At 66.6% G+C, this 20,979-nt stretch carries 20 protein-coding genes and 1 pseudogene; 6 read left to right on the forward strand and 15 right to left on the reverse strand.

Annotation, left to right across the window (positions count from 1 at the left end; translation table 11 throughout):
• Nucleotides 1-35 precede the first annotated feature (35 nt).
• From AC1D3B_RS21025 to AC1D3B_RS21040, 4 genes are all read right to left on the reverse strand, one after another.
• The gene (locus tag AC1D3B_RS21025) at nucleotides 36-2,024 is read right to left on the reverse strand and encodes a family 2A encapsulin nanocompartment cargo protein cysteine desulfurase (protein WP_478192610.1); all 1,989 of its coding nucleotides are present in this window, start codon (nucleotides 2,022-2,024) and stop codon (nucleotides 36-38) included.
• Nucleotides 2,025-2,035: 11 nt separating this feature from the next.
• Entirely contained in the window at nucleotides 2,036-2,974 is a 939-nt protein-coding gene (locus AC1D3B_RS21030) for a family 2A encapsulin nanocompartment shell protein (protein ID WP_478192611.1), read from the reverse strand.
• 69 nt (nucleotides 2,975-3,043) lie between these two features.
• Complete coding sequence (gene epsC, locus AC1D3B_RS21035) at nucleotides 3,044-3,976, reverse strand: serine O-acetyltransferase EpsC (protein WP_478192612.1); 933 nt, start codon at nucleotides 3,974-3,976, stop codon at nucleotides 3,044-3,046.
• Nucleotides 3,977-4,037: 61 nt separating this feature from the next.
• On the reverse strand, nucleotides 4,038-4,517 hold the full coding sequence (locus AC1D3B_RS21040; RefSeq protein ID WP_478192613.1) for a rhodanese-like domain-containing protein: 480 nt from the start codon (nucleotides 4,515-4,517) through the stop codon (nucleotides 4,038-4,040).
• A 125-nt stretch (nucleotides 4,518-4,642) separates the two neighbouring features.
• On the opposite strand from AC1D3B_RS21040, the pseudogene AC1D3B_RS21045 reads away from it, so the two are divergent.
• Nucleotides 4,643-5,730: pseudogene (locus AC1D3B_RS21045) on the forward strand (LLM class flavin-dependent oxidoreductase); the annotation flags it as partial.
• 79 nt (nucleotides 5,731-5,809) lie between these two features.
• Here the strand turns inward: AC1D3B_RS21045 and AC1D3B_RS21050 are convergent.
• The 10 genes from AC1D3B_RS21050 to AC1D3B_RS21095 form a co-directional block, all read right to left on the reverse strand.
• A complete protein-coding gene (locus tag AC1D3B_RS21050) occupies nucleotides 5,810-6,448 on the reverse strand; it encodes a peroxiredoxin (RefSeq protein ID WP_478192614.1) in 639 nt (212 codons plus the stop codon).
• Between the two features lie 108 nt (nucleotides 6,449-6,556).
• Entirely contained in the window at nucleotides 6,557-7,171 is a 615-nt protein-coding gene (locus tag AC1D3B_RS21055; protein ID WP_478192615.1) for an alkylhydroperoxidase domain protein, read from the reverse strand.
• Nucleotides 7,168-7,818, reverse strand: a complete 651-nt coding sequence (locus AC1D3B_RS21060; protein ID WP_478192616.1) for a CMD domain protein — start codon at nucleotides 7,816-7,818, stop codon at nucleotides 7,168-7,170. Before AC1D3B_RS21060 ends, AC1D3B_RS21055 begins: the two co-directional genes overlap by 4 nt.
• Complete coding sequence (locus AC1D3B_RS21065) at nucleotides 7,815-8,891, reverse strand: putative FMN-dependent luciferase-like monooxygenase (RefSeq protein ID WP_478192617.1); 1,077 nt, start codon at nucleotides 8,889-8,891, stop codon at nucleotides 7,815-7,817. The genes AC1D3B_RS21060 and AC1D3B_RS21065 overlap by 4 nt, the downstream gene beginning before the upstream one ends.
• Nucleotides 8,892-8,923: 32 nt before the next feature.
• Complete coding sequence (locus tag AC1D3B_RS21070; protein ID WP_478192618.1) at nucleotides 8,924-9,808, reverse strand: VOC family protein; 885 nt, start codon at nucleotides 9,806-9,808, stop codon at nucleotides 8,924-8,926.
• A 12-nt stretch (nucleotides 9,809-9,820) separates the two neighbouring features.
• Nucleotides 9,821-10,675, reverse strand: a complete 855-nt coding sequence (locus tag AC1D3B_RS21075; protein WP_478192619.1) for an ABC transporter ATP-binding protein — start codon at nucleotides 10,673-10,675, stop codon at nucleotides 9,821-9,823.
• Entirely contained in the window at nucleotides 10,672-11,520 is an 849-nt protein-coding gene (locus tag AC1D3B_RS21080) for an ABC transporter ATP-binding protein (protein ID WP_478192620.1), read from the reverse strand. Before AC1D3B_RS21080 ends, AC1D3B_RS21075 begins: the two co-directional genes overlap by 4 nt.
• A complete protein-coding gene (locus AC1D3B_RS21085) occupies nucleotides 11,504-12,082 on the reverse strand; it encodes an OsmC family protein (RefSeq protein ID WP_478192621.1) in 579 nt (192 codons plus the stop codon). The genes AC1D3B_RS21080 and AC1D3B_RS21085 overlap by 17 nt, the downstream gene beginning before the upstream one ends.
• A 24-nt stretch (nucleotides 12,083-12,106) precedes the next feature.
• Nucleotides 12,107-13,942 carry an ABC transporter permease gene (locus AC1D3B_RS21090; protein WP_478192622.1) on the reverse strand — a complete coding sequence of 612 codons (1,836 nt, stop codon included), beginning with the start codon at nucleotides 13,940-13,942 and terminating at the stop codon, nucleotides 12,107-12,109.
• 22 nt (nucleotides 13,943-13,964) lie between these two features.
• Nucleotides 13,965-15,134 carry an ABC transporter substrate-binding protein gene (locus AC1D3B_RS21095; RefSeq protein WP_478192623.1) on the reverse strand — a complete coding sequence of 390 codons (1,170 nt, stop codon included), beginning with the start codon at nucleotides 15,132-15,134 and terminating at the stop codon, nucleotides 13,965-13,967.
• Between the two features lie 237 nt (nucleotides 15,135-15,371).
• Here AC1D3B_RS21095 and AC1D3B_RS21100 point away from each other — a divergent pair, with 237 nt between their 5' ends.
• From AC1D3B_RS21100 to AC1D3B_RS21120, 5 genes are read left to right on the forward strand one after another with little or no spacing between them, the layout of a single operon-like run.
• Nucleotides 15,372-16,328, forward strand: a complete 957-nt coding sequence (locus AC1D3B_RS21100; RefSeq protein WP_478192624.1) for a TauD/TfdA dioxygenase family protein — start codon at nucleotides 15,372-15,374, stop codon at nucleotides 16,326-16,328.
• 14 nt (nucleotides 16,329-16,342) lie between these two features.
• On the forward strand, nucleotides 16,343-17,698 hold the full coding sequence (locus AC1D3B_RS21105) for an ABC transporter substrate-binding protein (RefSeq protein ID WP_478192625.1): 1,356 nt from the start codon (nucleotides 16,343-16,345) through the stop codon (nucleotides 17,696-17,698).
• Nucleotides 17,699-17,702: 4 nt separating this feature from the next.
• Nucleotides 17,703-18,617, forward strand: a complete 915-nt coding sequence (locus AC1D3B_RS21110; RefSeq protein WP_478192626.1) for a carbohydrate ABC transporter permease — start codon at nucleotides 17,703-17,705, stop codon at nucleotides 18,615-18,617.
• Nucleotides 18,604-19,530, forward strand: a complete 927-nt coding sequence (locus tag AC1D3B_RS21115) for a carbohydrate ABC transporter permease (RefSeq protein WP_478192627.1) — start codon at nucleotides 18,604-18,606, stop codon at nucleotides 19,528-19,530. The genes AC1D3B_RS21110 and AC1D3B_RS21115 overlap by 14 nt, the downstream gene beginning before the upstream one ends.
• A gap of 9 nt (nucleotides 19,531-19,539) precedes the next feature.
• Nucleotides 19,540-20,607, forward strand: coding sequence for an ABC transporter ATP-binding protein (locus tag AC1D3B_RS21120; RefSeq protein WP_478192628.1), 1,068 nt, complete (start codon nucleotides 19,540-19,542; stop codon nucleotides 20,605-20,607).
• 29 nt (nucleotides 20,608-20,636) lie between these two features.
• Here AC1D3B_RS21120 and AC1D3B_RS21125 read toward each other — a convergent pair whose 3' ends face one another.
• Nucleotides 20,637-20,837, reverse strand: coding sequence for a hypothetical protein (locus AC1D3B_RS21125; RefSeq protein WP_478192629.1), 201 nt, complete (start codon nucleotides 20,835-20,837; stop codon nucleotides 20,637-20,639).
• Between the last annotated feature and the right edge of the window lie 142 nt (nucleotides 20,838-20,979).

A 20,979-nucleotide genomic window follows, 5' to 3' on the forward strand; every position in this document is an offset into this window, starting at 1 on the left:
GCCCGACCGATCCCCGCGCCGTCGCGATCGGCTTGTCAGCCTGCGCGACGTTGCCCGGACAGCCTCCGTACCACCGTCACCAAACGGTCGATCTCGTCGAAGGTGTTGTAGAAGGCGAGCGACGGCCTCACCGTGGTCTCCACGCCGTAGCGCCGAAGGATCGGCTGCGCGCAGTGGTGCCCGGTGCGCACCGCGATCCCCTCGTCGTTGAGGGCGTGGCCCACCTCTTCGGTGCTGTAGCCGTCCAGCACGAAGGACATCACGCTGGCCTTGTCGGCCGCGGTGCCGATCAGCCGCACGCCAGGGATGGCGCCGAGTTGCTGCATGCCGTAGACCAGCAACTCGTGCTCGTAGCGCGCGATGTTCTCGATGCCGACCTTGTTCAGGTAGTCGATCGCCGCACCCAGCCCCACCGCATCGGCGATGTTGCCTGTGCCCGCTTCGAACTTGCTCGGAATCGGCTGGAACACGGTCTTCTCGAACGTGACGTCGGCAATCATGTTGCCGCCGCCCTGCCACGGCGGCATGTCTTCGAGCACCTCGCGCTTGCCCCACACCACGCCGATGCCGGTCGGGCCGAACACCTTGTGACCGGAGAAGACGAAGAAGTCCGCGCCGATGTCCTGCACATCGACCCGCATGTGCGAAACCGATTGCGCACCGTCCACCAGCGCCACTGCACCGGCGCGGTGGGCAAGCTCCACGATCTCCTTGACCGGCACCACCGTGCCGAGCGCGTTCGACACCTGGGTGACCGCCACGATCTTCGTGCGGTCGTTGAGCAGCTTGCGGTACTCGTCGAGCAGCACCTGGCCCGAATCGTCCACCGGGATCACCCGCAGCTTCGCGCCCTTGGCCGATGCGAGCTGCTGCCACGGCACGATATTGGCGTGATGTTCCAGGTGGGACACGATGATCTCGTCGCCCTCCCCCACATGCTGGCCGCCCCAGCTCTTCGCCACGAGGTTGATGGCCTCGGTCGTGCCGCGCACGAAAATGACTTCGTCCACATCCGGCGCGTTGATGAACCTGCGTACGCGCTCGCGCGCACCCTCATAGGCATCGGTCGCGCGCGCAGCGAGTTCGTGGGCCGCGCGATGGATGTTCGAGTTCTCGTGTTCGTAAAAGTAGCTGATGCGATCGATCACCGACTGCGGCTTTTGCGTGGTCGCAGCGTTGTCGAACCACACGAGCTGACGGCCGTTCACGCGCTCCTGCAGCACCGGGAAGTCTCGTCGAACGGCATTGACATCAAAAGGTTGGCGCTGGCCGGTCGTCGCCACCGGCACGTCGCCGTGAGGGGACGGCATGGCTGGCGTGACGTGGCCGCTGGCAAGCCGCACCGAGTCGACGAAGTAGTACCTGGGCTCGCTCGATGCCGACGGCGCGGCGGGCGGCGGCGAGGTCGGCGGGCCTTGCAGCCCGCTGCTGCCGGATCGCGCAAACGGATAGCTCCCGAGTTCGTCGTGCAAGCGAGGCATGCTGTCGCTACCACGTCCCCCAGGCAACGGCTGGCCGTAGGCGTCACCGAGGAAGTAGAACGGCGAAGCCGCATGGGCTTCGGGCACGCCGAGCAGGCCGCTGCCGAAGCGCGGCTCATAGGCGGGAACGGCGCTGGTCACCTGGTCCGGCACACCGTTGGCGGACGTCGCGTGAGCGAGCAGGGCCGGTGCCCGGTTGCCGAGCGACAGTATCTGCGTCGGCGAGGCCGGGATCAGGTTGGTGCCGGGGATCTGCCCCTGCGGGATCGGCGTGCCCGGCACGCTCGGCCCGAAGCCGGCGGGACTGACCAGCGGAGAGCCTGGCGGCGCAATGTTGGCTGGCGCCTGCACGCCCGGCGGAACAACAGGAACGCCCGCGAAGCCCGCAGGCGGCGTGCCCGGCAAGCCTCTCGCCGAATGCAGGCCGGCCGGCGCCGCGACATCCCCTGGCAGCGAAGCGAAGAGCTGCGTCGCAAGGCGCGCGAGCACCGCCGGGTCGAACGGCGCCTCGGTCAGGCCGGGTTGAAAGTCGGACGTACTCACTGTGCGTCTTCTTACTTGTAGGTGTCGAGAACGGAGTAGTCGTGGTACTTGCCGACCTCGACATCGTCGAGCACCGCCAGCGCATCGGTGGTGAGCACCGCAAGCGAGCAGTACAGCGAGATCAGGTAGGACGCGATCGCGTGGTTGTTGATACCCATGAAGCGCACCGACAGGCCCGGGCTCTGTTCGCCTGCGAGACCCGGTTGGAACAGCCCGACCACCCCCTGGCGCTTGTCGCCCACGCGCAGCAACAGGATCTTGCTCTTGCCATCGGCCACCGGCACCTTGTTCGACGGAATCAGCGGAATGCCGCGCCAGGTGATGAACTGCGAGCCGAACAGGCTCACGGTGGGCGGCGGCGTGCCGCGGCGCGTGGCCTCGCGGCCGAACGCGGCGATCGCGAGCGGATGGGTCAGGAAGAAGGCGGGCTCCTTCCACACCTTGGTCAGCAGTTCGTCCAGGTCGTCGGGCGTGGGTGCGCCGCTCAACGGGAAGATGCGCTGCTCGTCCGTCACCTGCGACAGCAGGCCATAGTCGGGGTTGTTGATGAGCTCGCTCTCCTGGTTCTCCTTGATCGTCTCGATCGTGAGGCGGAGTTGCTCCTTGATCTGGTCGTGCGGGCTGCTGTAGAGATCGGAGATGCGCGTGTGCACGTCGAGCACAGTGCTGACGGCGTTCAGGTAGTACTCGCGCGGATGCTCTTCGTAATCGACCCAGGTGCGCGGCAACTGGTTCTCGCTCTCCTTGGCGGTGCAGACGACCTGGATCGACTCGGGATTCTTGACCTTGTTGAGGCGATAGATACCGGCCTCGACCGGGACCCATTGCAGCAGGTGGGTCAGCCAGCGCGGGCTGATCGTCTCGAGCTGGGGAACGCTCTTGGTGGCATTGGCTAGCTGGCGCGCGGCGCTGTCGCCGAGCGCGTGCGTTCCGCCGACTGTTGCTGTCATAGGGGAAGACTCCGTGGTTCAGGAAAAGGGTTGAAGGCGAGTGTCGACCGAAGCGCTCGACCAGCGCGTTCACTGGACCGACGCCGCGAGAGGCTCGGCAGCCGGCGCCGCGTTCTGCACGCCGGCCTGGGTCACGCTGGCACCGGGCGGCACGTCGGCGGTCAACCAGACGTTGCCGCCGATGACCGCGCCCCGGCCGATCGTGACGCGACCAAGGATCGTGGCACCCGCGTAGATCACGACTTCGTCCTCCACCACCGGATGGCGCGGCAGGCCTTTCTGAAGGACACCGTGGCCGTCGGACGGAAAGCGCTTGGCCCCGAGCGTCACGGCCTGGTAGACCCGCACGCGTTGGCCGATCACCGCGGTCTCGCCGATCACGACACCCGTGCCGTGATCGATGAAGAAGCCGCTGCCGATCCGTGCGCCGGGATGGATGTCGATGCCGGTCTGGCCATGCGCCAGTTCCGCGACGATGCGGGCGAGCAGAGGCAGCTTCAGCCCATAGAGCTGATGGGCCAGACGGTGGTAGATCATGGCCAGCACACCGGGATAGCAAAGCAGTACCTCGTCGACGCTGTGCGCGGCGGGGTCGCCCTGGTAGGCCGCGATCACGTCGCTGTCGAGCAAACGCCGAATGCCCGGCAAGGCTGCACCAAACGCATGCACCGCCTCGCGCGCCTGCGCATCGATCTCTTCCGCCGGGCGCGGCGCATGCCGCGCGACGTAGTGAAGCTCAAGCCGCGCCTGCTCCAGCAAGGCGTGCAATGCGGCATCGAGGGTGTGGGCGACGTAGAAATCCTCGCCGTCGTGGCGCAGGTCGGAGGGGCCGAGCCGCATCGGAAAGAGCGCGCCCATGAGTTGCTCGATCACGCGGGAAAGGGCGTCGCGCGATGGAAACTCGCGGCCGGCCGGTTCGCGCGAACGCTTTTGCGCATCGCGCCATTCGCCGCGCACGCTGCGCAGCGCCCCGACAAGCTTCTCGACCTCGAATCCAGTCACGATGTTTCCTCCTCGATGGGTTACGCCCGGGCGCGCGCTCTGAGTGGCGCGCGTCCCGTGCTCAGTCCTGGACCCAGGGCAGCCGGTGGAAGCGCCAGCCGTCGGCGACGCCGCGATGCTGGTTGGCGTCGATCTCGCCTTCGAACCCTTCCAGCACATTGAAGACATGGCTGAAACCGGCTTTCGTTGCGGCCTCTGCCGCGAGCGCCGAGCGCTTGCCGCTGCGGCACAGCAGGAGCACCACGGCGTCCTTGCCGCCGTCCTTGGCGAGCTTGGCTTCCAGTTCGCGCACGAAGCGCGGGTTGCGCGTGAGCGCGGTGCCCGTGGCCCACGGCACGTGCAGGCTCTCGGGCACGTGCCCCACAAACTTGCGTTCCTCGCCCGACCGGACGTCGACCAGCACGGCTTCGCGCCGCTGGACGAGTTGCCATGCAACCGGCGGCGTGACGCCGCCGGCAAAGGGAAGGTTCTGTTGCTCCGCTGCGGCCTGGGCTTGCTCCAGTGCGGCCGGCAGTTCGAGGGTTTCGACGTCCGATGACATGAAATGGCTCCATTGTTTTGAGGGATTGCAGGTCACGCCGTGATGGCGATGGGCGCTAGGTTAGGTTCAACCGTGGCCAACACGAACGACTGAAAAGTGGATTCTTAACAACGTATTGATCTATGTTCCATTCCAATCTCGCCGGCGCCCGCTTCGACGCCTTCTTCATGGCCGACCACCTTGCAGTGCTCAACATGCCGATGGAAGCGCTAAAGCGCAGCCACACGGTCAGTTCCTTCGAGCCCTTCACGCTGCTGTCGGCGCTGAGCCAGCACACCGAGCACATCGGGCTGGTCGCGACCGCCTCGACCACTTTCGACGAGCCGTTCCACATCGCGCGCCGCTTCGCCTCGCTCGATCACCTGAGCAATGGCCGCGCCGGGTGGAACATCGTCACCACCTCGAATCCCGACGCAGCGCTCAACTTCGGCCGTGAAGACCACATGCCGCACGACGAGCGCTATGCACGGGCGCGCGAGTTCTACGACGTGGTGACCGGCCTGTGGGACATCGCGCGGCCGGTGCAGGGCTGGCCGGTCATCGTCCAGGCCGGCGCTTCGGAACCCGGCCGGCAACTGGCAGCCGAGACGGCCGAAGTCATCTTCGCGGCCCACGGCACGCTGCAGGCGGGCCAGCGCTTCTATGCCGACGTCAAAGGCCGTCTCGCCGCCCTCGGCCGCGAGCGCGATCAACTGAAGATCCTGCCCGCCGCCTTCGTGGTGGTCGGCGATACGCAGGCCGAGCCWGGCGCGCCATTCGCGCCAGGCTCGACAGCCTGGTGCACTACGACAGCGCGATCGCATCGCTCTCGATCGCGCTCGGCCATGACGCCTCGAAGTTCGATCCCGACGCGCCGCTGCCCGAGGTGCCGCAGACCAACGCGAGCCAGAGCAGCCGCGAGCGCGTGATTGCGCTGGTGGCGCGCGAAGGCTTCACCGTGCGGCAACTCGCGCAACGCCTGGGCGGCTATGGCGGACTGGCCTTCGTCGGCACCGCGGAGAGCATCGCCGACGAGATGCAGGAATGGCTGGAATCCGAGGGCAGCGACGGCTTCAACATCATGTTTCCGTGGCTCCCGGGTGGACTCGACGCGTTCGCGGATCGGGTCGTGCCCGAGCTTCAGCGGCGTGGAATCTTCCGGCGCGAGTACGAGGGCCGGACGCTGCGCGAGAACCTCGGCCTGCCCCGGCCGGCCAATCGGTTCCTTCCGTAGCGCCAGAATCCGGCGCGCAGCAAAAAAAAACGGACCCCCGGGGCCCGTGAACGTCGCTCGGAAACGACGAGGAGACAACCTAATTCGGTTGCGGCGTCACGCGAAGGTAGGGACGGATGGCCTTGTAGCCCTGCGGGAAGCGTTCGGCGATCTCGGCCGGATCCTGCAGGCTCGGAATGATCACGACGTCGTCGCCGTTGTTCCAGTTCGCCGGCGTTGCGACCTTGTGGCTGTCGGTGAGTTGCAGCGAGTCGATCACGCGAAGAATTTCGTCGAAGTTGCGTCCGGTGCTCGCCGGGTAGGTGATGGTGGTGCGAATCACCTTCTTCGGGTCGATGATGAAGACGCTGCGCACCGTCGCCGTGGTGGAGGCGTTCGGGTGGATCAGGTCATAGAGGTTCGCCACCTTGCGATCGGCGTCCGCCAGGATCGGGAAGTTGACGGTGGTGTTCTGCGTGTCGTTGATGTCGCCGATCCATTCCTTGTGCTTGTCGGCCGGATCGACGCTGATCGCGATCGGCTTGACCCCGCGCCTTGCGAACTCACCCGACAGCGCGGCCGTCTTGCCCAGTTCGGTCGTGCAGACGGGCGTGAAATCGGCGGGGTGTGAGAAGAACACCACCCACGAATCTCCCGCCCACTGGTAGAAGTCGATCGAGCCTTCGCTCGAATCCTGGGTGAAATTGGGGGCGGTATCGCCGAGTCGCAAGGTCGTCATGAAGACTCCGGAAAGATGAATGAATGAACGAATCGATTGTGTGGAGGCGCACGCGCAGGCCCAACGAATGTCTTGCTCTTTCGGTATCGGGATTCCGCATATGCGGCCTCAGGAACGAGGGGCGCTCCTTGCCGCTGGCTCTCCGAGAGAGAGCATGAGCCGATTCGCCCAATTGAAGAATGCAGCGCCATGAATGACGTCCGAGATCGCGAGGTCGTCCAGACCCGCTGCGCGCAGTCGCGCCACGTTCTCGGGGCCGAAGGCGATCGGCGTTGACGACAAGGCCACCGACGCCTCGACGATCGCGTCCCAGCGTTCATCGATGCCGGTGCCCACGCCTTCGTCCAGCAAGCGCTGCATGTCGTCGCTGCGGCGAGAGAAGTGCGACGCGAAGCGCGCATGCACTGACGCGCAATAGATGCACCCGTTGTACCGTGAGGTCGCGGCGGCCGCGAGTTCGCGTTCCGCGCGCGGCAAGCCCGCTTCCGGGTTGTAGAAGATGTCCTTGTCGGTGCGCGTGCGGGCACCGAGGATGTCCGGGTCGCGTGCCAGCAGCATGAAGTACGGCGACTTGGCGCGTGACGCGTCCACCAATCCCGCCCAGTGACGGTCGGTCAGTTCGTCTTCGCGCAACGGCGGCAGCCACGGAAGCCAATCGAGCTCGTCCTGCGTGAACGCGTTGGGCGGGATGTTGCTTGGGTGTTTCAATGTCGCGAGCGTCATGATGCCAACGGCTCCTGCTTTGAACCCGCAGTGGCCGGGTGTTCCGCCAACACCTGAAGGCCCGTCACCACGCGCACCTGGAACGCGAGGAACGCGGCCAATTGCGACAGGGTCACGATGTCGGTCGGGGACCACCCGGCATCGAGCAGGGCCTGCAAATCCTGCGCGCCGGCGTCCCTCGGATGGAACACAAGAAGGTGCGCATGCACCAGTGCGGCCGACAGGCGCGCGCCGAGGATGGCCCTCCCCGAATCGCTGACGCGCCACGACGGCCCCGGCGCGTCTTCTGCGCTCAGCGGGCCCGCCGGGAACCGGCCGTACGGCCCCGTCGCAGCGCCCGCGACAGCCTCGGCCTGGAGCGCATCGATCAAGCGCTGTGAGGCACCTTGTCGGGCGAGACCGGCCAAATAGAAGCGGCTGGCCTGCGCCTGCCTCTGCACGGCTGTCACGAAGGTGGCGACCGCGAAACGTTCCTCCAAGGTGAAATCACCCGCCGCGGGCAACTTTGGCTCGAACAACGCCAGATGGCTCTGCTGGCTGTGGATGCGCGCTTGCGCGCGCCCCGCGCGTATCGCGTCGAGAGGATGGCCCGACGCGATGCCGGACAGATGGTCGATCACGTCGAATGTCGATGCGTTGGTGGTCATGCGGCGAGCGGTTGGGTTGGTTTGTTGACAACGGGTGATGGCTCCGGTCGTGACCAGCCAAGGGCCGGTGCGACCCGGGTCGCGATGAGCTCGATCGAGCGAAGAACGAGCGGATGCGGTGGATCGACCGAATGAACCTGGAACACCATGTCGGTCACGCGATCGAGCACACGGTCCGCGCTCAGAGAGGCGATGACGTCGTCGACGGTGCCAACGTGAACGTCGTAACCTGCAATCAGCTCCTGCAGCGAGGCGTCTGCGCCGGGACGGCTCGGGTCGCCGAAGCGCGCGACGCTGCGGCGCAGGCCCCGCTCAGCCAGCCGAAGCGCCTCTGCACGATCGTCGGCGACGAACACCGAGCGGGACCCCATGATGCGCGGCGGGCGCCCCGCAGGCAGTCGCTCGAGATACGCGTCGATGATGGGATCCTGGAGTTCGGCCAACGATGCGCGCGGGGCCCTGTCGGGCCGAGGCTGCGTGCGCGAGAGCATCAGCCCATCACCGGCCTCGCCCGCCCGAATGCCGCCACTCTCGGAAAAGGTCGCCTGCCAGACCCGGTCAAGTAGTTGCGGGGACGAGGGATAGAGATGGTCGCCACCGGGCAGCGGCCGTCCGGCCCATGCGTCGCGCACGAGCGCCAGATGCCGCGCGAAGACCTCCGCACGCGCTTCGCTGGAGAGTCCGAACGCAGCAAACGACGAAGGCGTGCCGCCGGTACCGACGCCGAATTCGAGTCGGCCACCCGACAGCAAGTCGAACACGACCGCATCTTCGGCCACGCGCACGGCGTTCTCCAGCGGGAGCGTCACGACGCCCGTGCCCAGACGGATGCGGCGGGTACGCGCCGCCACATGGGCCAGGAAGACAAAAGGCGACGGCAGCCCGCCTTCGGCCTCGTGGAAGTGATGTTGCGCCACCCAGGCGGAATCGAAGCCGAAGGCCTCGGCGTGCGCGATCTGATCGGCGACGAGTCGATAGCGTTCGGCGGCCGGCGCGTCGTCGAGAAGCCGGCTGAAGAAGCCGAGGCGCTTCTTTGTCGGCGTGACGCCGGAGGCGAATGAAGGCGAAGACAAGATGAGGGGCTCCTGGACTGCGGATCGGCTGATCAAAGGAAGGCGGGTCTGGCCGAAGCCGCGTGCTGGCGCGGCGGTTGGCCGCGCCCCTCGAACTCGATGCTCGCGCCATGCGTGCGCGCAAGGTCCGGCGAAAGGGGCGCGCCGGCCAGCGAAGTCCGAAGGACGACGGCGAAGGGTCCTTCGCCGTGCAGCGCCAGTCGCGCGCCGATCGGGTCGATGCCCTCGCCTTCGACGTCCACGCCTGCCTGTGCGCCGCGCGTCGAAGACAGCACCAGCGTGCTGTCGCCAAGTTCGATGAACGCCAGTCGTGCGCGTCCCCCGGGCAATGCGACTGCGCTGCCGACGCGCGTGGATCCGGCGGTTTCCGGATCACCGAGGAGTGCCCCGTAGCGCCCGAGCGTGGCATCGAGATCGCGCACCGCGATCGCCAGGCTGGCCACGCCGGTCGCGCCGTTGGGATGGACACGGGCATCGCCTTCCGGCACGCGGAGGCCGCGCGGCGTGATGTCGCCGCACAGAAAGGGAAGATCCGACGATGGCGGCCGTGCCGTCTGCCAGCGCAGGCGCTCGCCGTCGGGCCGCAAGCGTCCGCCGTCGAGCGGGCCGTCCAGCACGAGACYGCGGCGGGCGGCTGCTTTCACGGTCTCGGCCGTGCTGGTCGGCAGCAGCGCAAAGTCCACGATGCCTTCACCGTGGCGCTGCAGCACTTGCCACCAGCGTTCTTCGGGTGCCGGGGACTTCCATGCGATCAGCTCGAAGTAGCTGCCGTCGGCAAAGACCACGAGCGCGTTGTGCGTCGTCCGGCCGGGATGGTCGCCGCCGCGTTGAACGTTGAATCCGAGTGCCGTGTAGTCGGCGATGCTCGCTTCGAGGTCGGTGACGGCGATGACGATGTGGTCGAGTTGAAGTGTCATGAGGCAAGTCTTTCAGGAGGCGGTCCGGGCGGCATCGCCGCCCCCGAGGTAGGCGTCGCGGATGCGCGTGTCGGCCAGCAGGTCCCTGGCGGAACCCTGAAGCACGATGCGCCCGGTCTGCAGCACGTAGCCGTAGTGCGCGATCTGCAGCGCCAGGCTCGCGTTCTGCTCGACCATGAAGACGGAGACGCCCTGCCCGTTGATTCGTGCGATGAGCTCCAGCACCCTGTCGACGTACAGCGGCGACAGGCCCATCGTCGGCTCGTCCATGCAGAGCAGCTTGGGCCGGCCCATGAGCGCGCGCGCCATCGCCACCATCTGCTGCTCGCCGCCCGACAGGGTGCCCGCCTGGAACTCGATGCGTTCGGCCACGCGCGGGAAGAGTTCGAGCATGCGGGCCAGGTCTTCGGCCACGCCCTTGCGGTCGTTGCGTGCGTAGGCGCCCATGAGCAGGTTCTCGCGCACGGTCATCGCCGGAAACAGGCGGCGCGCCTCCGGCACCGATCCGATGCCGCACCGGATCACCTGCGGCGTGCCGAGACCAAGGATCGATTGCCCGTCGAAGCGAATCTGGCCCGAGCGTGGCTTGAGCAGGCCCAGCACGACCTTCATCGTGGTCGATTTGCCGCTGGCGTTGCCGCCCAGCAGGCTCACGATCTGGCCGGGATGCACTTCGAGGTCGAGGTCGAAATGCGCCTGCACCGGACCATAGAAACTGTTGACCTGCCGGAGTTCGAGCAACGCATGCCTGCCGCCCTCGCCTTGCGACCTGGCGGGCAGACCGGAAGCGCCCTCGTCCCGGCTTCCGCCCCATCCGGACGTCGGTGCAAGACCCGTGCGGGCGATCGTCGTGGCCAGCACGCTCATGCTGCCACCGCCTCTCGCAGCGCGCTGCCGACATGACGATGACCCAGATAGGCCTCGATCACCCGGGGGTCGTTGCGCACCGCTTCCGGCGGGCCTTCTGCAATCCTGCTGCCGTCATCGAGCACCACGACGCGATCCGAAAGCTGCATCACGAGGTCGAGCTTGTGTTCGATCAACAGGATGGTCTGTCCGCGCGCCTTGAGCGTTCGGATGATCTCGAGCATTTCGGCCGTCTCGCTTTCGTTCATGCCCGCCGTGGGTTCGTCGAGCAGAAGCAGGCGTGGCTTCAACGCGAGCGCACGTGCGATCTCAACGCGGCGCCGGTTCGCGTACGAGAGGCTGTACGCAGGATGGTCGATGCGCGGCGCGAGCCGCTCGCCGAACAGCGCGATGATGGCGAGCGCCTCTTCGCGCAGCGCTTTCTCCTCGCGCGTGACCGAGGGTGGGTGTACCAACGCCATTGCCAGCTCGGCCAGCGCCGCGACGCCCGGCACGCCGCCCATGCGCGGCTTCACCGCGCGCAGCCGCGTGTGGGCGCCGACCAGCACGTTGTCGAGCACCGTGAGGTTGGCGAAGACGCGCCCGTGCTGAAAGGTTCGCGCGAGCCCGCGCTCCGCGAGCCGTGTCGCCGGCCAGCCGGTGATGTCCTCACCTTCGAAATGCACCCTGCCCCCGTCGGGCTGGTCGAGGCCGGTCACGAGGTTGAACAGCGTCGTCTTGCCCGCGCCATTGGGCCCGATCACACTGACCAGTTCGCCCTCGCCCACCTGCAGGTCGACCGCGTTGACCGCGGTGAGACCGCCGAAGCGTCGCGTCAATCTGGAGATCTCAAGCAGCGAGGGCATCCGGTTCCTTCCGGCCGGCATTCGCCGCCTCGGCCTTCGAATCGACCAGCTTGACCTCGGCACGGATCGACTGCGGATTGCGCAGCAGGTTGAGGATCGGGCAGTTGCGCTCGACGGCCTCGAACAGCGCGTCGATGTCTTCGCGGCTCGCCGGTGAATCGATGTGCACCGTGTAGCCGATCTCGTGTGGCCAGATCGGCGTCTGCTCATGCCCCGGCTTGCCGCCGCGCGGGTCGATGATGCCGGTCACCTCGACTTCGAGGCTTTCGAGCGGAACCTGTCGCTCCGCCGCCTGGATCAGGAAGATGTGCGTGACGCAGGTGCCGAGCACGCCGAGTTGCAGTTCGGGCGAGCTGGGCCCGAGGTTGTAGCCCGCGAAATCGGGCGGGCTGTCGCTGATGACCTGGTGATCGCGAATGCGCAGCCGGCGCACGCCGCTGCGGCCTTCGGCGCGCACATGGGCCTTGAGCTGGAGCGGCTGTGCGCTGCCGGCTTCGATGGCGGCATTGCGAGCCAGCACCGCGGCGCGCTTCTCGGTAAGGTAGTCGTTGAGGTGGCTCATGGTACGTGTCCTGTGTGATGGAGTTCAGACGGTGCCCAGCAATCCCTGCGGGCGGAAGCGGATGAGGAGCAGCAGCGCGATGCCGTAGATCAGCATGCGGTACTCGGCCGTGACGCGGAACAGCTCGGGCAGGCTCACCAGCGCCACGGCGCCGAGCAAGGCGCCGCTGATATTGCCGAGGCCGCCGAGGATCACCATCGTCAGCGCGAGGATGGATATCTGCGAGGTGAAGGTCTCGTGGTTGATGTACGAGTACAGGTGCGCCGTGAAGGCGCCGCTCACGCCGGCCGCGAAGCCGCCGAAGCCGAAGGCCAGCGCCTTGTAGCGGTCGGGGCTCACGCCGTAGGCGCGTGCCGCCACCTCATCCTCGCGCACGGCCCGGAAAGTGCGCCCCAGATGCGAACGCAGCAGACGCCACTGCAGCAGCGCGAGCAGCACCATTGCACCGAACGCGGCCCAGTAGAAGGCACTGTTCGAAGAGGCGTCCCGGCCGAACAGCGAGAGTGGCGGAATGCCCGAGACGCCGATGGGGCCGCGCGTCAGGCTTTCCCAATTCAGGATGGTGAGCGCCACGATCTCGCCGATGCCCAGCGTCGCGATCGACACATAGTGCCCACGCAGCCGGAATGCCGGAAAGATCAGGGCGGTGCCGAGCACCGCGGTCATGAGCCCCGCCAGAATGATGCTGGTGCCGACCGGCAGGTGCAGATCGAGCACGAGCAGCGACGACGCGTACGCGCCGATGGCGAGCAACCCGGCGTGCCCCAAGGAAATCTGGCCGATCGTGCCCGCCACCAACGTGAGGCTCAGCGCCAACGCCGCATAGAGCCAGGAGTTGGTCAAGGTCTGCAGAACGTACGGCGACGGATCGAAGAGCGGGAGCAGCACAGCCGCCACGAACAGTGCCGCCAGGAGCCAGGGCGGCACACGCCAGGGCTTGCTCGGAGCGATGAAAGTGCCGGTGAGCGGCTCCGGCGGCAACGCGCGCTTGCGGCCGAACAAGCCGTTCGGTTTCCATACCAGGATCAGCAGCAGCAGGACAAAGGCGAATAGATTGCGGTACGGGGTTCCGAACAGGGCGACGCCGTAGCTCTCCGTCAGGCCCAGCAGCATGCTGCCGACGATCGCGCCCGGCACGTTTCCGACACCACCGACCACCGTCGCCACCACACCCTTCAGCGTGGCCTGGAAGCTCATGGCTGGGCTGATGTTGTTGTAGTACATGCCGACCAGCAGGCCCGACAGGCCGCCCAGCGCCGAAGCGACGGCGAACACGCTCTGGTTCACGCGGTTCACATCCACGCCCATCTGCTGCGCGGCGTCCCGGTCCTGCGCGGTGGCGCGCACTGCCCATCCAAGCTTGGTGAAGCGAAGGAATCCGAAGAGAAGCGCCGCGCTGCTCAGGCCGATGCCGGCTATCAGGAGGTCCAGCGCGCCGATGGTGCCGGTGCCGATCCGCAAGCGCCAGTCGGGCAATTGCGTGGGCAGCGAACGCGGGTCGGGGCTCGCGATGAGTTGCACCAGGATGTCGAGCACGAAGCTGATGCCGATGGTTGCGAGCAGCGGCGCGATGCGTGCCGCGCCCTGCAGGGGACGCAGGCCGACGCGCTCGATCAGCATGCCGAGCGCGCCCGAGCCCAGCATCACCAGCACGATGGTGAGCGGCAGCGGCGTGTGCAGGAAGGTGATCGCGGCCCAGCCGATGTAGGCCCCGACCGTGTAGACGGACCCGTGCGCGAAGTTGATGAGGTGCGAGACGCCGAAGATCAGCGCCAGCCCGACCGCCAGCAGCGCATAGATGTTGCCGATGATCAGGCCGTTGACCGTGTAGTCGAAGAACGAAGCGAACGAGGAGTGCATGCGGACCGCGGGCTTCGCAATCTCAACGAACAGAGGCGACGGCCGCCCTGCTCTTCACGTCGCCAAGCGCCCACTTGCCGTCCTTCACGACGAGGTCGACGCTTTTCACACCGATCACGCGACGCGTCTGGGGATCGAAGTTGGCCTTGCCGAAGACCACGCTCGGCACGTCCCTGATCTTGTAGAAGGCATCGCGCACCGCCTTGCGGTCGCCACCCGGGCCCGCTTCGCGCAACGCCGCGGCCGCGATGACGGCGGCGTCGTAGGCATAGGCGTTGAAGGCATCCGGCTCCTTGCCGTACTTCGCGCGGAAGCGCTTGACGAAGTCCTGCACCTCGGCGCGCGGCTCGTCAGGGAAGAACGCCGTGTTGGTGTAGATCCCGTTCACGGCGGCGCCGCCAAGTTCGATGAACTTGGGTGAATAGACCGAACCGCTCGCGGCGATCGGTTGCTTGAGCCCGACGTTGCGCACCTGCCCTGCGATCAACGCGCCGTCGGGGTAGTAGGAGATCAGCACCAGGCCGTCGGGGTTTGCATCACGCACGCGCACCAGCGTGGAGCGGAAATCCTTCTCGTCGGGTTGGTAGCCCTCCGCGATGACGACCTCCGCGCCGCGTGCCTGCGCAGCCTTCACGAACACGTCGCGGCTGGTCCGGCCCCAATCGGTGTTGAGGAACAGCACGGCCACGCGCTTGAAGCCGAGCGTCTTGACGGCAAGATCGGCGAGCAGCGGCTGCGCATCGGCCTGGCTGATGGAAGGGCTCCAGACGTAGTCGCCGCCCTTCGTGAAATCGGGATGCGAGTTGGTAAAGCCCAACTGCACCAACCCCGCGCGCTGATAGATCGGCGAAGCGGCCATCGACGCGGGGCTGGAGAAATCGCCGAGCTCGATCTGGATGCGCTTGTCGTTCACGAACTTCTGCGCCAGGCCGACGGCCTGCCGTGGATCGCTCTGGCTGTCTTCGAACACGTAGGCCAGTGGCCGGCCGTTGATGCCGCCGTTGGCATTGATGTCCTCCAGCGCGAGATCGAAGCCGGCCTTCCACTGCGCGCCGTACTGCGCGTTCTGTCCGGTCAGCGGCCCGCTGACGCCGAACCACACAGGTTCGCCGGCAGCCGGTGCGGCGGTCGACACGAGGGGAGCCAGCAGAAACGCGGCGGCGAGGCGAAGAAGGGCTTGACGGTGCAACATGCGGTGCGCTCCAGGGCAACGGAAAGTGCACGATTCTTCGATGGCCCGGAGGCAATGGGAACGAAGAATTCAGAGCGACCTTCATCGGAATACGCATAAGGCCCTGAGTCGCAGCGGCGGCCACCCCTCAGATCATTCACTCATTTGGAAGAAACGATTCGGTAGTTCGGAGATGGGCATTGCCACCAGAGAATCGCGCGCTCTGATTCATCCCAACCAATAGCCGAGAGTTTCCCGATGAGCACCAACGCACCTTCTTCCATCGATACGAGCTTTGGCGACCTGCGCGTTCGCCGCGTGGCCGGCCACATCGGCGGCGAGGTCCAGAACCTGAAGCTGACCGCCGACCTGTCCCAGGACCTGGTCGACCAACTGAACGCCGCCCTCGTCAAACACAAGGTGCTGTTCTTCCGCGGCCAGACGCATCTCGACGACGCATCGCACCAGGCTTTCGGCGCGCGCTTCGGACGCACGGTGGCGCATCCGACCGTGCCCTCGCCCCAGGGCACGAAACTGTTCGAACTCGATGCCTCCAAGGGCGGGGGCCGGGCCGATTCGTGGCACACCGACGTGACCTTCGTCGATGCCTTTCCGAAGATCTCGATCCTGCGCGGCGTGACCATTCCCGCCTACGGCGGCGACACCGTCTGGGCCAACACGGCGCTCGCCTACGAACGCCTGCCGCCGCAGCTCAAGCAACTGGCCGACAGCCTGTGGGCCGTGCACAGCAACGACTACGACTACGGCGCCGACCGCGTGGTGGTCGAGGAAGAGCGCCTGCGCCACCACCGCAAGGTCTTCGTCTCCGCCGTCTACGAAGCTGAGCATCCCGTGGTGCACGTCCACCCCGTATCGGGCGAGCGGGCGTTGCTGCTGGGCCACTTCGTCAAGAAGCTCGTCGGCCTGTCGAGCGCCGAGTCGGCACGCGTCTTCGAGCTGCTGCAGAACCGCGTGACGCGCCTCGAGAACACGGTGCGCTGGAACTGGCGGCAGGATGACGTGGCGATCTGGGACAACCGCGCGACGCAGCACTTCGCGATCAACGACTACGGCAACCAACCCCGCCTGGTGCGCCGCGTGACCGTGCACGGCGACACCGCGGTGGGCCTCGATGGCCAGCGCAGTCGCACGCGCAGCCGCCCCGAGGCGACCAACGACGAGCGCATCGACGAAATCATTTCCGCTACTGCCTGAAACCGGCGACTCCCATGACACAAGAATTCCCGACCTTCGACCGCCAACGCCGCGGCCTGCTCCAGGCCGGTGCCGCGCTCGGCGCTTCGGCACTGCTTCCGGGACTGGCGCACGCGCAAGCCGGCGCGAAAAAGTATTCCGGCGTGACGCTCAATGTCTCGACGTTCAGCGCCGCCTACCCCAAGCTGCTGCAGCAGTGGTTGCCCGAGTTCGAGGCGCTCACGGGCGCCAAGGTCAACTTCGATGCGCCTTCGTTCCCCGTCTACAACCAGCGCGCCGATCTGGAGCTGTCGACCAAGGGGTCGGCCTACGACGTCGTCAACGTCACCTACATCTACACCAGCCGGTGGATCAACTCGGGCTGGCTGACGCCGCTCGACGACTACATCAAGAACCCCAACCTGACCGCAGCCGACTGGGACCTGAACGACTTCCTGCCCGGTGCCCGCGCGCCCGAGACGGGGCGCGACGGAAAACTCTATGGGATTCCATGGACGGCCGAAGTGCTGCTGTCCGCCTCTTCGCGATTCGATCTCGTGCAGAAGGCGGGCCTCGCGTTCCCAGACACCACCGACGACCTCGTCAAGGTGCTTCGCGCGGTCAACAAGAAGGAGCGCGTCGCCGGCTTCGTGAGCGACAACCACTATGGCTGGACCTTCGTGCCCTATCTGCACGCATTCGGGGGCGACGTGTTCCGCAAGGCACCGGACGACCTGTTCCCGACACTCGACACGCCCGAGGCCATCGCCGCGGGCGAGTACTACGCCAACCTGCTCAAGGAGTTCGGCCCGGACGGCGCGATCACCTATCAACCGGACCAGGTCACGCAGGCGCTCAAGTCGGGCCGGACGAACTTCGCGGACGCAGGCCAGCTCTACCTGGCCCAGTTGGGCGACCGCAGCACCACCAAGACGATCGACACGGTGAAGTTCGGTCCGCTGCCGAAGGGGCCTGCGGGCCGCTTCCCCGGCACCGCCGTGCATGCGCTCGGCATCCCGGCGGGGTCGAAGAACAAGGAAGCGGCCTGGGCCTTCATCCAGTGGGCGCTCGGCAAGGAGACCACCCGGCGCGCCGTCGCCGCGGGCTATGGCTCGCCGGCACGGCGCTCCGACATCGACTCGGCCGAGTTCCGCCAGAAGCAGGTCATCAACGGGAACGATCTGGCGAAGCTCTCGCTCGAGTCGATCGAAATGGCTGCCAAGAGCGGCCACATGAAGTACCGCACGGTCTCGGTCTACCCCCAGGTCGACCAGCAGCTGAACAAGGCGATCGAGCTGATCGCCAGCGGCCAACTTTCGGCCAGGCAGGCCTTCCAGCAGGCACAGGCCAATTCGATCGCGGAGCTCAAGCGCGCCGGCGCGAAGCTCTGAGGCCATGGGTGTGTCGCATGCAATGGCCGCGAGCGACTGGCAAGCAGAGCGGCGCCGCGCCTTCCTGCTCGGCCTGTCGCCGTCGCTCATCGTCCTGCTGCTGATCACGCTGGTGCCGGCCGCCGCCTTGCTGGTGGCGAGCTTCACGCCGCTGCAGCTCACCGATCCTTCGGGCACCTTCCGCTTCGACGACCCGCTGGTCAACTACCGGCAACTGCTGCACGACGACCGCTTCCTCGCATCCGTCGCGGTGCAACTGAAGCTCTCGGCGTCCAGCGTGGCGCTGCAGTTGGGCGTCGGGCTTGGCCTTGCGCTGCTGCTGAACGGAAAGTCGCGGGTGCTCGAAGGCGCCAGGACCGTGTTCCTGATCCCGATGGTCCTGCCGCCGATCGTGGTCGCGCTGATCTGGAAGATCATGTACACGCCGGACGTGAGCCCGATCCACCGCTCGCTCGAGGCGCTCGGCTGGCCGGTGCGTTCGCTGATCGCCAATCCGGACACCGCCCTCTGGGCCATCTCGCTGGCCGACACCTGGCAGTGGTTTCCCTTCACCATGCTGATGGTCCTGGCGTCGTTGCAGATGATTCCCGACGACCCGCTGGAAGCCGCCACGCTGGAGGGTGCCAGTCGCTGGCAACTGTTCCGCTACATCGTGCTGCCGTATATCCGCCCGGTGCTCATCGTCTGCGGGCTGTTCCGGCTCATCGACAGCTTCAAGGCCTTTCCGCTGATCTACGTGCTGACCAACGGCGGCCCGGGCAGCGTCACCGAGGTCACCAACTACTACGGCTTCATCCAGGCCTTCAACTTCTCCTATTGGGGCTATGCCAGCGCCATCGCGACGGTGATGCTGGTCGGCGTGTTCATCCTGAGCTGGCTGGTGGGCCGGCTGGGCTGGAGTGATCATGACAAGCGCTAATCCTGCCATCGACGCGGGCGGCAACGCGCGCCCGGCTGCCGGCGACGAGCGCCCGGTTCGCCGGCCTGCCGTTGCAAGGCCATCGGCGAAGCGCTCGCGGCTTCTGGCCTGGTGGTCCGCCCATGCCCGCGCCATCACCGTTTCGGTGCTGCTGCTGCTCGTGCTTTCGCCCTTTCTCTGGCTGGTACAGCTCGCATTCCGGCCGGCGGCGGACATCTTCGACGAGCGCCTCTTCTTCGTGCCCACGCTCGAAGGCTTCACCAGTCTTCTCCGGGGCAATTTCCTGAAGTCGTTCTGGAACAGCCTGCTGGTCAGCACGCTGTCGACCGGCTTCTCGCTGCTGATCGGCGTGCCCGCCGCCTACGCCCTCTCGCGTTGGGACTTCAAGGGCCGCGACCGCATCGCGCTGTGGATCCTGGTGACGCGGATGGCGCCGCCGATCGCGTTCACGATCCCGTTCTTCCTTGCCTACCAGTATCTCGGCCTGCAGGACACGGTCATCGGCCTGGCCATCGTCTACCTGACTTTCAACCTGGCGATCGTCATCTGGCTCATGCAGACCTTCTTCGAGGCCGTGCCGGCCTCGCTGGAGGAGGCGGCCTGGATCGACGGCTGCGGCGTCTGGCAGGCGTTCTGGCGGGTGTCGCTGCCCCTCACCGCGCCGGGGCTGGCGGCCACCGCGGTGCTGTGCTTCATCTTCTCGTGGAACGACTTCTTCTACGCGCTCATCCTCACCCGTACGAACGCAATCACCGCGCCCGTGGCAATCGTCAATTTCCTGCAGTACGAAGGCTGGGAGTGGACCAAGATCGCCGCCAGCGGAACGCTGGTGATGTTCCCGGTCGTCATCTTCACCGTGCTGGTCCGCAAATACCTGGTACGCGGCCTCACGGCCGGCAGCATCAAGGACTGATTTCCCACCATGGCATCCATCAACGTTCGCAATCTCTCCAAGCAATTCGGCAGCACGCCGGTGATCCGCGGCATCGACATCGACATCCGCGATGGCGACTTCGTCGCGCTGGTCGGGCCGTCGGGCTGCGGCAAGTCGACCCTGCTGCGCATGATCGCCGGGCTTGAAAGCATCGACGGCGGCGAGATCCTGCTCGATGCGCGGCGCATCAACGAACTGGCGCCGCGGGACCGCGACGTCGCCATGGTGTTCCAGAACTACGCGCTCTACCCGCACATGACGGTCGCGCAGAACCTGGGCTTCGGCCTCAAGATCCAGGGCGTGCAGGCCGGCGACATCGCGCGCCGCGTGCAACGGGCGGCCGAAACCCTCGGCCTGGGCGAACTGCTGCAGCGCCGGCCGCGCCAGCTCTCCGGCGGCCAGCGCCAGCGGGTGGCCATGGGTCGGGCCATCGTGCGCCAGCCCCAGGCTTTTCTCTTCGACGAGCCGTTGTCGAACCTCGACGCCAAGCTGCGGGTCCAGATGCGCACCGAGATCAAGGCGCTGCACCAGCGCCTCGGGACCACCACGGTCTACGTCACGCACGACCAGGTCGAAGCCATGACCATGGCCGATCGGATCGTCGTATTGAAAGATGGCCTGGTGGAGCAGATCGGCGCGCCCCTGGAGTTGTACGACCGCCCGCGGAATGCCTTCGTCGCCGGCTTCATCGGCTCGCCCGCGATGAACTTCATCCCGGGACGGCTTCAGCTCGATGGCGCTCCCCACGTGCTCACCGACGACGGCCTGCGCCTCCCCGTGGCAAAGGTCTCGCGCGGGCTCCACGGCGACCGGGTGCTCTACGGTACGCGACCCGAGCACTTCACGATCGATCCGGGCCGCGGCGCGTCCGCGGAGGTGATCGTGGTCGAGCCGACAGGCTCCGAGACCCAGGTGGCGTTACGCCTTGGCGCGCAGCCTGTGATGGCCGCGTTTCGCGAGCGCATCGCTGTGCGCCCGGGTGACCGGCTGGCGCTCTGCCCCGTGGCCGAGCAGGCGCATTTGTTCGACGCGGGCGGTGGTCAGCGGCTCAACTGATGGCTTGAGGTCGGCTGTACCGGCTGCCCCTATTGGGCGACCACCACCGAGGTGGTCTTGCCCGTGGCCGTGTCGCCGCTCAGCCAGGCCAACACGGCTGAATCGGCACCTACCGACGTGGCCGCCTCGGCCAGTCGCAGTTCGCCCTTTGCGGCCTCACCGCCGACGATTCCCGCCGCGGATGCCAGGGTGACCGCGGCGGCCAAGATGAAGTTCCAAGTCGTGTTCATAGCTTTTCTCTCTGTGAAGAGAGTTTGAGGCAATTCGCCCGGACGAAATCGCCAGAGAACGAACTGCAGTGTTCATCGCGGAGAAACAATCGCGGCCACTCTGACCGCCCTCAGCGTCATCGTCGTCCCCTCGCAACGTCAT

The sequence above is a fragment of the Variovorax sp. P5_A3 genome (assembly GCF_056400665.1).